Below are 12,636 nucleotides of genomic sequence, written 5' to 3' on the forward strand. Positions count from 1 at the left end.
CCAGGATGTCGCATCCACAATACACGGCCTACGAGGCCGCCGCCCCTTCCTTCAACCTGGTTCGTGGGCCGCTGGACGACCTTGTCGATGGCGAGCATTAATCTTGATTTCCATAAAATTATCAAATACCAGCGGATTATCCTGCGAAGACCTGCGAAATCCAGTCAATGAACACGCGCACGCGCGGCGCGACCTGCCGGTGACGCGGATAAAGCAGCGAAACCGGCGTTCGCGACGGGGGATGATCGGGCAGGACCACCACCAGCGTCCCCTGCCCCAGATCCTGTACGACGTGATAGCGCGGTACCTGGACCAGCCCGAGACCCAGCCGCGCGGCCGCGACGAGACTCTCGGCCCCGTTCACCGCCACCGGGCTGAGCAGCGTAATCGTGCGCAGGCTGTCACCGACCATGAATTCCAGCGGCAAAAGGGTCCCGGTCGCCGACGAGCGGAACCCGACCATGCGATGCCCGTCCAACGCATCGACATCCCCCGGCATGCCGAACCGCGCGAGGTAGGATGGCGCCGCGCAGGTGACTTCTTCCAGCATCGCCACCCGCCGCGCCACCATGTCGCTGTCCTGAAGGTCGCCCACGCGCAGCACGCAATCGATCCCCTCCCGGATCAGGTCCACCAGTCGGTCGCCCTCGCTGAGGGTCAGTTCGATGTCGGGATAGGCGGCCATGAAGTCCGGCAGGCGCGGCAGCACGAAATGACGCGCCAGCGTGCCGTGCACGTCGACCCGCAGCATGCCGCGCGGCCTGGCGCCGCCGAACGCGGCCTCGGCATCCTCCAGGTCGGCAATCAGGGCGAGGCAGCGGCGATGATAGGCCGCGCCGTCCAGGGTCGGGCTGACATGGCGCGTCGTGCGTTGCAGCAACCGGACACCCAGCCGAGCCTCCAGCCGCTTGACCGCGTCCGTCACCGTCGAACGCGGCAGGCCCAGGTCGCTGGCCGCCAGCGTGAAGCTGCGGCGCTCCACCACCCGCGTGAACACCCGCATGGCGTCGAATCGATCCATCGGCTTTGTTCGTATCTTTCGGATTGTGATGCCGGATCATGGCCGATTATCCGGTTAGGGAAAAGGTTCATGGTCGCTCCATCCGCAACAGGAGAGCGAAAAATGACCCAGGCCCCCTGCAAGGTCGCAATCGTCACCGGAGCCTCGCGCGGCATCGGTGCCGCCATCGCCGCGCGTCTGGCGCGGGACGGATTCACCGTCGTCATCAATTATGCGGGCAGCGCCGCCCCGGCCGAAGCCCTGGCGCGCAAGATCGGAGACCAGGGCGGACGGGCGATCGCCGCCCGGGCCGATGTCAGCGACCCCCAGGCCGTGCGCGGCATGTTCGATGCGGCGGAGGCCGCGTTCGGCGGCGTGGACGTGCTGGTCAACAACGCCGGGATCATGACCCTGTCGCCCATCGCCGATACCGAGGACGCCGTTTTCGACCGTCAGGTCGCCATCAATGTGAAGGGCACGTTCAACACGCTGCGCGAGGCCGCCCGGCGCCTGCGTGACGGGGGGCGGATCATCAATCTGTCGTCCAGCGTCGTCGGCCTGCTGCAACCGGGTTACGGCGTCTATGCCGCCACCAAGGCCGCCGTCGAGGCCATGACCAGCGTCCTGGCCAAGGAGTTGCGGGGCCGCGCCATCACGGTCAACGCGGTGGCACCCGGCCCCACGGCAACCGACCTGTTCCTGGACGGAAAATCGCCCGAACTGGTCGAGCGCCTGGCCACGATGGCGCCGCTGGAACGGCTGGGCCAGCCCGACGACATCGCGGCCAGCGTCGCCTTCCTGGCCGGCCCGGACGGCGCCTGGATCAACGGCCAGACGCTGCGCGCCAATGGCGGCATCATCTGAAGGGCTGTCCCACGCGTTTGCGTGGGACCTGCCCGTTACTGGATCGTAAAACCCCCGTCGATGACGAGATTCGCACCATCGACGGCCGTCCGGCTGACGTTCCCATGCAGGGCAGGGTAATCGGCCTCTCGCTCGACGAGCTTCGCCGCATTCCCAATGTTGTCGCGATCGCCAGCGAAAGCACGAAGATCGTCACAGAACGATCCTGAGCCTGGACTGACAGGCGGTAAATCTCCTTCGACACCGACGGCAAACGGAACCGGATCTTCAGGCCCGCGCTTCCGGGAATACCGCCTCGTCACAAGGATCGAAGCCATGTCCGCAAATGGTCTCTCCCGCACCTCCGCCAACATCCTCGGCACGATGAAACTCCTGGCGTCGCAGGCCGAGGATCTTGTGCCTGCTCCAGCGCCACGCGCGGCAATATCGACGTGACGTTGTCCGTCGCCTGATCGCGTCTCCCTCACCGTCCCCTCATGGGCCGGTGAGACGCTTGCGTTCTCCCTCGTGCAGGAATTCCTTCCATGACATCCGAACTCTGGGCCCTGCTGTGGTCGACCATCCTCTGCCTTGTGCTGCCCGTGCTGTACAGTCCGCTCTATTCCCGCCAGGTCGGTCAGGCGGCCATGATCGGCAATCGCGAAAATATCCTCGAGCCGACGGGGGCGGCGGGCCGGGGTCTGCGCGCGCATCGCAACCTGGTCGAAAACCTGCTTCCGTTCGCCATCGTCGTGCTGATCGCGCGCGCCGCCGGCATTTCCAACGGCATGACGGTACTGGGCGCGTGGCTGTTCCTGGGCGCACGCGTCGTACATACCACGAGCTATATCGCGGGCATCCCGGGTATCCGGACGCTGGCGTGGATCGTGGGCGCGGTCGGTACCGTGCTGATCATCGTGCAGATTTTCTGATCCTATCCTGGGCCGGTCTTTCGGCACCAGGCATCCGGTGCGATACTCGGGGTCAGTCGCCTCGATCCCGTCAGCGGCGGCACCATGGGCAGAAAGAACCGACCTGCGGAATGACGCCTCCCGCAAGACCCCTCGGACCACGAACCCGCTTGCGCGGTTCACCCCCGCGACCCGCGCGTGGTTCAAGGCCGCGTTCGCTTCTCCGACCCCGGCACAGGCGGCAGCCTGGACGGCCATCGGCGCCGGGGAAAATGCGCTGGTGATCGCGCCGACGGGGTCGGGCAAGACGCTGGCCGCGTTCCTGCACGCGATCGACCGGCTGTTCCGCGAACGCGAGGCCGAAGCCGTCGCCGGGACGGCAGCGGAATCCACGACGCCCGGGCCAGGGGCGGCGACACGCGTTCTCTACATCTCGCCGATCAAGGCGCTGGGCGCCGACGTGCAGCGCAACCTGCGTATCCCGCTCCATGGCGTGGGGGCGGAGCGAAAGCGGCGCGGTGACTTGGCGGTCGAGATCACCGTGGGCATGCGCACCGGCGATACGCCCTCCGCCGAACGGGCGGGACTGCTGCGCCGTCCGCCCGACATCCTCATCACCACGCCCGAATCGCTCTATCTGATGCTGACGTCGAAGGCGCGCGAGACGTTGCGGGGCGTTCATGCCGTGATCGTCGACGAAGTCCACGCCGTGGCCGGCACCAAGCGCGGCGCGCACCTGGCGCTGAGCCTGGAGCGCCTGGATGCGCTGCTGCCGACGCGAGCCCAGCGCATCGGGCTGTCGGCGACCGTACGCCCGGCCGATCGGGTGGCGCTGTTTTTGGGCGGCGCGCGGCCGGTCACGATCGTCAATCCGCCCTCCAGCCGCCGGCTCGACCTGAAGATCGTCGTGCCGGTCGCGGACATGAGCGACCTTGCGGCATCCGGCGGCCAGCCCGGCGATGGAGAACGGAGCACGCGCGCGGGCTCCATCTGGCCGCATGTCGAGGCCAGCATCCTCGACAGGATCCTGCCCCGGCGCGCGACGATCGTCTTCACCAATTCACGCGGCCTCGCCGAGAAACTCACGGCCAGGCTCAACGAACTCTACGCCGAGCGGTTCGCGCAGGACATGCCGGACCCCGAGCCGACCGCCCACTACGCATCGGTCTCCGGAAGCACCGAAAAGCGATCGACAGGCGCGCCGCCCCTGCTCGCGCGGTCCCACCACGGCTCGGTCTCGAAGGAACAGCGGCGCGAGATCGAAAGCGCCCTCAAATCCGGCGAACTCCGCTGCGTCGTCGCGACGTCCAGCCTGGAACTGGGCATCGACATGGGGCTGGTCGACCTGGTGATCCAGGTCGCGGCCCCTCCTTCCGTGGCCAGCGGCCTGCAACGGGTGGGCCGCGCCGGCCATCAGGTGGGCGGTGCCTCGTCCGGGCTGGTCTATCCGCGCACGCGGCGCGATCTGGTCGATGCCACCGTCACCGTCGAATCCATGCTCGCCGGCCGTATCGAGACCCTCGATCCGCCGCGCAACCCGCTCGACGTGCTGGCACAGCAGACGGTGGCGGCGGTCGCCGTCTCGCCGCTCGCCGTCGAGGACTGGTACGCGACGGTCCGCCGTGCAGCGCCGTTCCGGACGCTGCCGCGCGCCGCGTTCGATGCGACGCTCGACATGTTGGCCGGGCGCTATCCCTCGGACGATTTCGCCGCGTTCCGCCCGCGCCTGGTCTGGCACCGCGAGACCGGATTGCTGACGCCGCGCCCCGGCGCCCTGCAGCTTGCCGTCACCAGCGGCGGCACCATCCCCGACCGGGGACTCTTCACCGTCGTCCTGCCCGAAGGCGAGGAACGGGCCGGATCGCGCCGCGTCGGGGAACTGGACGAGGAGATGGTCTACGAATCCCGGGTGAACGACATCATCACGCTGGGCACGACGTCCTGGCGCATCGAACAGATCACCAACGACCAGGTCATCGTGACCCCTGCGCCGGGCCGTTCCGCCCGGCTGCCGTTCTGGCACGGCGACGGCGTGCGGCGGCCCGCCGAACTGGGCGAGGCGATCGGCGCCTTCCTGGCCGCGCTCGACACCGGTCCGCGCGAAGAGGCCGGGGACGGCGCGCCCCTCCCCGGACCGGAGACGCGGCTGCGGGCGGCCGGGCTCGATCCGAACGCGATCACCAACATACTGGCCCTGATCGACACGCAACGTACCGCGACCGGCGTGCTGCCGACGGACCGGACCCTGGTCGTCGAACGCTGCCGTGACGAGACCGGCGACTGGCGGGTCATCCTGCATTCGCCCTACGGGCGCCGCGTACATGACCCCTGGGCGCTGGCAATCGCGGCGCGGGTCCAGCGCCGGTTCGGAATCGACCCTTCGGTGGTGGCCAGCGATGACGGCATCGTCGCCCGCCTGCCCGATACGGCCGGGCGGCTGCCGGGCGCGGAACTGTTCCTGTTCGACCCGGACAAATTGCGGGGCATCGTGACGGAGGCCGTGGGCGGTTCGGCCCTGTTCGCGGCCCGCTTTCGGGAATGTGCCGCCCGCGCGCTGCTTCTGCCGCGCCGCACGCCCGGCCGCCGATCCCCGCTGTGGCAACAGCGGCTGCGCGCCGGCCAGTTGCTGGAAATCGTCCGCGATCACCCGGATTTTCCGATCCTGATCGAAACCGCCCGCGAATGCCTGCAGGACGTCTACGACCTTGCGGCACTCGACGGCCTGGCACGCCGCCTGGCGGACGGTGCGGTCCGGATCGTCGAAGTGACGACCGAAATCCCGTCGCCCTTCGCGGCGGACCTGCTGTTCGGCTACGTCGGGGAATTCATGTATGCGACGGACGCGCCGATTGCCGAGCGGCGCGCCTCCGTCCTGTCCCTGGACAGCGGGCTGCTCGCCGATCTTCTCGGCGAGGTCGATCTCGGGACGCTTCTCGATCCCATCATCATCGACCAGGTCGAAAGCGAGTTGCAGCGGCTGGCCCCGGCCCGGCGGGCGAAGGGGAAGGAGGGCGTGGCCGACCTGGTGCGCGAACTCGGCCCGCTATCGACGCAGGAGATCGCGCGGCGCCTCGCGGACGGCGACGCCGAAGCCTGCCTCGCAGCCCTCGTAGCCGAGCGCCGCGTCATCCCGGTGGCCATGGCGGGCCGACCGTGCTGGGCCGCAATCGAGGATGCCGGGCGGCTGCGCGATGCGCTCGGCATGACGTTGCCGCCCGCCCTGCCCGGCATTTTCCTGCAACCGGTCCCCGACCCGCTCCGCGACCTGTTCGCGCGATATGCGCGCACCCATGGGGCTTTCACGACGAACGCGGTGGCCGCCCGGTTCGGTCTGGGCGTTACGGTCGCCGATACGGCACTGGAGGGGCTGCGCGAACAGGGCAAGCTGCTCAAGGGCAATTTCGGCGTCGAGCGCCGGCTGGAAGCGTGGGATGAATCCACCGGGGTCGATCCCGTCCCCTCCAACCCCCTGGCGCGTCACGAATGGGTGGCTGACGACGTGTTCCGGCGCCTGCGGCTGCGCTCGCTCCAGGCGGCGCGCGAGGCGACCCGCCCGGCTTGCAGGGAGGCCTATGTCCACCTGCTGCTGGAACGCCATGGCCTTGTGGCCGAATCCGTCGGCCAGCCCGCGCTGCATTCCCCGCCCATGACCGGGGGAATGTTCACGGGCATTGACGGCCTCGCGCGCGCCATCGAACAACTGGCCGGCGTGCCCTTGCCCGCCTCGTTATGGGAAAGCCAGATCCTGGGGGCGCGGGTGCATCACTACATTTCGGCCATGCTGGACGAACTGATCGCCCTGGGCGCGGTCCTGTGGTGCGGCCATGGCAGGCTGGGCGGGGAAGACGGTCTGGTTTCCCTGCATCCCCGGGATTTCGCCGCCGAGACCCTGCCGCCTCCACCGGATGCCGATGACATGGCGGCCCTGTCGCCGCTTCAGCGATCCATCCTCGACGTTCTCGCCGATGGCGGGGCCTATTTCGCACGCCAGCTTGCGACGCTGGCAACCGTCCGGCTGACGGAGGAACCGGCCGGAACCTGGGACGGAGACCCCATGGTGTCGGCATCGGACCTCGATACGGCGCTCTGGGACCTCGCCTGGGCCGGATACGTCACCAGCGACAGTTGGGCGCCGCTACGTGCGCGGGCGGGCGCACGCGCGGCCCACCGCCCCCGTCCGGTTTCCCTGTCGCGGCGGCGCAGGGGCCTGCGCGGCTTCCCGTCGTTCGCGCAACCGGGAACCGGCGCGCGGGGCGATCCGACCCTGGCAGGCCGCTGGTCCCTGCTGCCCCGCGAACCGGCCAGCGATACGGCCCGGGCGCTGGCATTGGTCGAGGGGCTTCTCGACCGCTACGGCATCGTCACGCGCGGCGCGGCCGTCGCCGAAGACGTGCCGGGCGGTTTCCCGGCGCTCCAGCCGATCTTCCGCAGCATGGAGGATGCCGGGCAGATCCTGCGCGGCCGCTTCGTCGAAGGACTGGGGGCTTCCCAGTTCGCGGAGCGCGCGACCGTGGACCGGCTGCGCGAACTCGCGGGCCGTCGCACCACCGATCCCACGCCGGTGGCCCTGTCGGCGGCCGACCCGGCCAACCCCTTCGGCACGATCCTGCCCTGGCCGTCGCACCCGTCCGCAATGCGCCCGACACGGCGCGGCGGCGCGTTCGTCGTGATCGCCGGCGGGCACCTCGTGCTCTATCTGACGCAGGGCGGACGTACCCTGCTGACCTACATCGATGCCGATGATCCCGCCCATGCCGGCATGCTCGGTGCCAGCCTGGCGTCGCTCGCCGCCACGCTGAGGCGTGAGAAACACCTCATGTTCACGCTTGAAACGGTCAACGAGCGTCCCGTGAGAACGACGAGCCTGGACACGGCCCTGCGCGCCTGCGGCTTCTCGCTTGTACCGAAAGGCCTGAGCTGGCATCAATAACCCGGCAGACATCCCATTCTTCCACAGGATGTCAAACCATGGTGCCCACCGAACCGCCATCCACGCGAAGGACCGCCCCTGTCGTGAACTCGGCCTGCGCCGATGTCAGATATACGATTGCCGCCGCCACTTCCTCTGCCCGGCCACGGCGTTTGATGACCATCATCGGACGTTCGTCCTCCAGAAACGTCCGGACGGCATCATCGAAGGACACGTTGTCACGGGCCGAACGCTTTTCCATCATCGCATCCGTCATAGGCGTGGCGATGAAGGCCGGGGACACTGTATTGACGGTAATTCCGTCCTGGCCATAGGTATTCGAAAGACCCTTGGCGAGGCTGAGAATCGCCGCCTTGGACGCACAATAGGGCAGTTCGTCCACATACGGCTGCACCGCGTCTTCGGAGGCCACGAAAACGACACGCCCCCACCCTGCCTTCCGCATCGCAGGTACGAAGGCGTGCGCCACGCGGACGGCACTTAGAAAATTGACGTCCAGGACCAGGTTCCAGTCCTTTTCGGTCAATTCGTGGAAGAGCCCGGTCGGACCGGTTATTCCCGCCGCCGATATGACGATGTCCGGATTGCCCATCTCCGCCGTCACCTGGGCATGAAGCCCCTGCACCTGGCGCGCATCCGTCAGATCGGCCGGAAATCCGCGAACTTGTCCGAATCGCGAGAGTTCCGCGACCGCGTCCTGCAGGGGCCCCGCCTCCTTGTCACTCAACGCCACCCGCGCGCCCTCGCGCAACAGAAGCCGGGCGGTGGCAAAGCCGATTCCGGAATCCCCGCCGGTAATCAAAGCCAGGCGATCACGAATTTCCAGATCCATGGGATATCCTCCATTCGTAGAAACCACTGACAAAATAACGAAACTGGATGGAACGGTTCCTCTTCCTGCGCGCCGGACCGGTCACCGTCCGGCGGGAAGAGCTTCCTAACGCGTCCCTGTCAGGGCGAGCCGCCGCGCGGGTGCGCGCCGCGTTTCCCGGGTTTCGGGCATAGCGAACAGGAACAGGAGAAACACGGCAATTCCACTTCCTGCCAGGGCCAGGAATGCCGCATTGAAGCCATAGGCGGACGTCAATAGGCCCCCGACAAAGTTCGAAAGCAGGGCCCCCATGGTACCGACCGCCAGCCCCACGCCGATCAGGGAGACTGAGGCATCACGCCGATCAGGTCGCTATCCTTCGGCTCCCCACGGGCGGCAGTCGCATGCACGGCCTCAGCCTGCCCGCCGCTGATGCGGAACGGTTACCGCACGATTACTGGGCGAGATATCCACCATCCACCGGCAGGACGGCACCCGTGATGAAGGATGCCTCGTCCGATGCCAGGAACAGGATCGCGCTGGCGACTTCTTCTGGCTTTCCCATGCGGCCCAGCGGGTGCATGGCGACCACTTTCGCGATGCCCTCCTTGCCCAGCTTGGCCACGGCGGGCGTGTCGATCGTACCCGGGGCCACGGCGTTGACGCGCACGCCCTTGTCGGCAAGGTCGATGGCGAGGTGCTTGGTCAACCCGGACGCCACGAATTTCGCCGGGCCGTACACAGCCTGGCCTTTCTGTCCCGCAAAGGCGGAAATCGACGACAGGCAGACGATGGCCCCCTTTCCCGCCTTTACCATTTCGGCCGCGGCATATTTGCAGCTGAGGAACATGCCGCGTCCGTCGACAGCCATCGTGTGGTCCCACAGATCGACGGTGGCGGACGCGAGGTCGGCCTCCGGGATGATACCGGCATTGGCGATCAGGATATCGATCCGGCCGAAATGCGCGACGGCTTCATCCATCAGAGCCTGCATGTCGGCCTCGCGGCTGACGTCGCCGGGCACGCCTGTCACCTGAATACCGCGCCCCGCGATCTCGGCCACCAGGGCTTCCAGCTTTTCCCTGTCGAGGTCGGCCAGGACCAGTTTCGCGCCCTCGGCCGCGAAACGTTCCGCCGTCGCGCGGCCCATGCCGTTGGCTGCACCGGTGATCACGGCAACCTTGTCCTGGATGCGCCCAGATGGCGAATTGTCCGGGCGTGCTCCCTGTACGGGCATTTTCGTCTCCTGCGATGGGGTGGATACCACCCAACGGGCGAAGGCCGGTCAGGTTGACCTTCTTTTTCAGGTCGCTCCCCGGCGGGCGGGCGTATGCGTCTCCTTCCCACCTGGCGCATGGCGGCGTTGCCGTATCGGCCGGAACGAATGTCCGCGGCCTGCGTATGCAAAAGAGTGCCAACCAATGGGCCGCCGCCGGACATGTGCCTGCGGAGAGATCTTGCCCGCATCGTCCCCCGACAGAATTCCGGGGGCAGATGCCGCTTGTCCGGGCGGCGACGTCATGTCGTCCCGTGGCGGTTTCGCAGCACGAAAGGAGTGCCGATGACTGACGACAGCAACAACCGGAACCATGATTCGTCGCGCCGCCGGCTGATCCAAGCCGCCGGCGTTGCGGCCGTGGCGGGCGCGTCGGGCTTCGGTCAGCGTGCAGCCGCAGCCGACGCACCGACTGCGGCCGCCGTCCCGCTTGCCGATCCCCGGGGACTGTTTCCACACGCCCCGTTCAAGGCGCAACCGCAGCCGTGGCCCGGCCTGGCATCGAAGATGGACCCGCGTCCCGACCATGGGAGCACAGCTACCGGGGCAGCGGACGCCTTGCCGGACGGAAAGCCCTGATTACCGGAGGAGATTCCGGCCTGGGCCGCGCCGCCGCGATCGCCTATGCGCGGGAAGGCGCCGACGTCGCCATCAATTACCTGCCGCAGGAGGAAAGTGATGCACGGGACGTCCAGGCGCTGGTGCAGCAGGCGGGACGCAAGTTCGTGGGGCTGACGGGCGATATCCGGAACGAGGCATTCTGCCAGGACCTCATCGCCCGCGCCGCGACGGAACTGGGCGGCCTGGACATCTTCGTGAATTGCGCGGGACGGCAGCACACGCATGACGATATCCTTGAAGTCAGCACCGAGGATTTCGATTGGACGCTCCGAACCAATCTCTATGCGCTCTTCTGGCTGACCAAGGCGGCGATCCCGCGCATGAAGCCCGGATCAGCCATCATCTTCACCGCCTCGACGAATGCCTACAATCCATCGAGCAACATTCTTGATTATTCGATCACGAAGGCAGGAATCGCCAACTTCGCGAAAGGATTGGCGAAGCAGCTTGTCAGGCGCGGCATCAGGGTCAACGCCATCGCACCCGGCCCATTCTGGACCCCGCTGCAGGTCAGTGGTGGCCAGACGATAGAAAATGTCGAGAAATTCGGCACCGACGTGCCGATGGGCCGCCCGGGACAGCCGGCCGAAATCGCGCCCGTCTATGTACAACTGGCCTCCGCCGAAGCCAGCTACATGACGGGCCAGGTCGTCGGCGTGAATGGAGGGGTCGGACTGCCATAATGGCGGCCGCGCCGATCATCTGTTTCGAGAGGATATCCAGTGACGCAAGACAGTCCATATCGCCGTGACGCGCCGTGGCACGACGTCGCGCCCCTTGAAGATCTCGATCCCGCCATTGCGCGCCGTGTGGAGGTCGAGGGTCACCCGGTGCTTCTGCTTCAGCGGGAGAACGGGCAGGTGCGTGCCCTTGCCGCGGAATGCCCGCATAAGGGCGCGCCGCTGGAAAAGGGTGTCGTATGCGGCGACCGGCTGGTCTGCCCATGGCACAAGGCGATCTTTTCGGTCGAGGATGGGCGGCTGCTCGAGCCCCTTGCCCTTGATCCTCTGGCATCCTACCCGACCGAGATCCGCGACGGGCGCGTCCTTGTCTCCCTCGGCGCACGCCCGCTATCGTCCGGGACCGAGGGGCCGGCGCAGAGCGTCCTGATCGTGGGGGCCGGAGCCGCCGGTGTCGCCGCCGCTGTCTCGCTGCGCGAATTCGGCTTTGCCGGCTCGGTGACCATGGTCGATAGTCAGGATGCGGCGCCTTACGATCGCACGGCGCTGACCAAGGCCGTACTGGCCGGCAAGGCCGACGGTGACATGCCCCCGTTACTGCGTCCGGACGGCTTCTGGACCGATCACGGCATCGATCGCGTCGTGGGCCTGGTCGTGGCACTGGATGCGCCGTCGCGCGCCATCACGCTGGCGGACGGGCGGGTTCTGGCGGCCGATCATGTGCTGCTTGCCCCCGGCTCCACTCCCCGCCCCCTGGACGTACCCGGTGCCGATCTGCCGGGCGTATTCACGCTTCGGCAGACAGTCGATGCACAGCGAATGCTCGCGGCCTGTCCTCCGAACGGACGGGTCGTGATCAGCGGGGGAAATTTCATCGGCATGGAGGCCGCCGCATCGCTGACATCCCGGGGCATGCAGGTAACGATCATCGCACCGGACGATATCCCGTTCGCGAAAATGTTCGGCCGCGAGGTCGGCGCGCGGCTGCGGCGCCTGCATGAGGAAAACGGCGTGGTCTACAGCGGTGGACGACGCATCGTCGGAATGGAGGGAGACCAGCGTGTCGAGAGGGTCTCTCTCGACGACGGTACCAGTCTGGAAGACGAAATCGTCCTGGTGGGTGTCGGCGTGCAACCCGCTACCGGTTTCGCGGCGGCACTGGCGGCCCCGGATGGCGGCATCGATGTCGACGACCGCATGCAGGCCCTTCCCGGCATCTCCGTCGCCGGGGACTGTGCACGCATCACGCATGGCGACAGCCGCGTCCGGATCGAGCACTGGCGCTCGGCACAGGTGCAGGGCCGTCAGGCCGCGCGGACGATCACGGGTCGATCCGGGCCTTCGCGTTTTCTTCCCTGGTTCTGGACCCAGCAATTCGGAAGCAAGATCGAATATGCGGGCTATCATGAACCATTCGACGACGTGACCATCGAAGGCGATCTGGACGCGCTTCATTTCGTTGCGCGTCTGGCCCGGAACGGCCGCTGCGTCGGCCTGGTCACGGCGGGACGTCCGGACGTGACGGCGCACGCCGTGCTGTCCGGCAGGCTGGAGTAAGGGCGCC

General features: G+C 67.4%; 8 protein-coding genes and 1 pseudogene. 6 read left to right on the forward strand and 3 right to left on the reverse strand.

All coding sequences use genetic code 11. The features are described 5' to 3' along the window. Positions 1-136 precede the first annotated feature (136 nt). A complete protein-coding gene (locus GDI_RS12695; protein WP_012226758.1) occupies positions 137-1,021 on the reverse strand; it encodes a LysR family transcriptional regulator in 885 nt (294 codons plus the stop codon). A 102-nt stretch (positions 1,022-1,123) separates the two neighbouring features. Here GDI_RS12695 and GDI_RS12700 point away from each other — a divergent pair, with 102 nt between their 5' ends. From GDI_RS12700 to GDI_RS12715, 4 genes are all read left to right on the forward strand, one after another. Next, positions 1,124-1,864 carry an SDR family oxidoreductase gene (locus GDI_RS12700; RefSeq protein ID WP_012226760.1) on the forward strand — a complete coding sequence of 247 codons (741 nt, stop codon included), beginning with the start codon at positions 1,124-1,126 and terminating at the stop codon, positions 1,862-1,864. Between the two features lie 104 nt (positions 1,865-1,968). Next, positions 1,969-2,073 carry a sugar-binding domain-containing protein gene (locus GDI_RS19805; RefSeq protein WP_231854341.1) on the forward strand — a complete coding sequence of 35 codons (105 nt, stop codon included), beginning with the start codon at positions 1,969-1,971 and terminating at the stop codon, positions 2,071-2,073. A gap of 315 nt (positions 2,074-2,388) precedes the next feature. Continuing rightward, positions 2,389-2,775 carry an MAPEG family protein gene (locus GDI_RS12710; RefSeq protein ID WP_012226764.1) on the forward strand — a complete coding sequence of 129 codons (387 nt, stop codon included), beginning with the start codon at positions 2,389-2,391 and terminating at the stop codon, positions 2,773-2,775. A gap of 37 nt (positions 2,776-2,812) precedes the next feature. Then, positions 2,813-7,684 (forward strand): ATP-dependent helicase, encoded by a 4,872-nt coding sequence (locus tag GDI_RS12715; RefSeq protein ID WP_173363380.1) that lies wholly within the window; start codon positions 2,813-2,815, stop codon positions 7,682-7,684. A gap of 31 nt (positions 7,685-7,715) precedes the next feature. Here the strand turns inward: GDI_RS12715 and GDI_RS12720 are convergent, their stop codons facing one another. After that, the gene (locus GDI_RS12720) at positions 7,716-8,516 is read right to left on the reverse strand and encodes an SDR family NAD(P)-dependent oxidoreductase (RefSeq protein ID WP_012553412.1); all 801 of its coding nucleotides are present in this window, start codon (positions 8,514-8,516) and stop codon (positions 7,716-7,718) included. Positions 8,517-8,949: 433 nt separating this feature from the next. After that, positions 8,950-9,732, reverse strand: coding sequence for an SDR family NAD(P)-dependent oxidoreductase (locus GDI_RS12730; protein ID WP_012226771.1), 783 nt, complete (start codon positions 9,730-9,732; stop codon positions 8,950-8,952). 324 nt (positions 9,733-10,056) lie between these two features. On the opposite strand from GDI_RS12730, the pseudogene GDI_RS12735 reads away from it, so the two are divergent. After that, positions 10,057-11,075: pseudogene (locus tag GDI_RS12735) on the forward strand (SDR family oxidoreductase). 39 nt (positions 11,076-11,114) lie between these two features. Continuing rightward, positions 11,115-12,629 (forward strand): FAD-dependent oxidoreductase, encoded by a 1,515-nt coding sequence (locus GDI_RS12740; protein WP_012226779.1) that lies wholly within the window; start codon positions 11,115-11,117, stop codon positions 12,627-12,629. Positions 12,630-12,636 lie beyond the last annotated feature (7 nt).

The organism is Gluconacetobacter diazotrophicus PA1 5 (genome assembly GCF_000067045.1).
GTDB classification, from domain to species: Bacteria; Pseudomonadota; Alphaproteobacteria; order Acetobacterales; family Acetobacteraceae; genus Gluconacetobacter; species Gluconacetobacter diazotrophicus.

What these genes read in the sequence shown, in the direction of transcription:
- GDI_RS12720 (WP_012553412.1), bottom strand. Translation starts at nt 8,516, where the DNA reads ATGGATCTGGAAATTCGTGATCGCCTGGCTTTGATTACCGGCGGGGAT.
- GDI_RS12695 (WP_012226758.1), bottom strand. Translation starts at nt 1,021, where the DNA reads ATGGATCGATTCGACGCCATGCGGGTGTTCACGCGGGTGGTGGAGCGC.
- GDI_RS19805 (WP_231854341.1), top strand. Translation starts at nt 1,969, where the DNA reads ATGCAGGGCAGGGTAATCGGCCTCTCGCTCGACGAGCTTCGCCGCATT.
- GDI_RS12700 (WP_012226760.1), top strand. Translation starts at nt 1,124, where the DNA reads ATGACCCAGGCCCCCTGCAAGGTCGCAATCGTCACCGGAGCCTCGCGC.
- GDI_RS12730 (WP_012226771.1), bottom strand. Translation starts at nt 9,732, where the DNA reads ATGCCCGTACAGGGAGCACGCCCGGACAATTCGCCATCTGGGCGCATC.
- GDI_RS12710 (WP_012226764.1), top strand. Translation starts at nt 2,389, where the DNA reads ATGACATCCGAACTCTGGGCCCTGCTGTGGTCGACCATCCTCTGCCTT.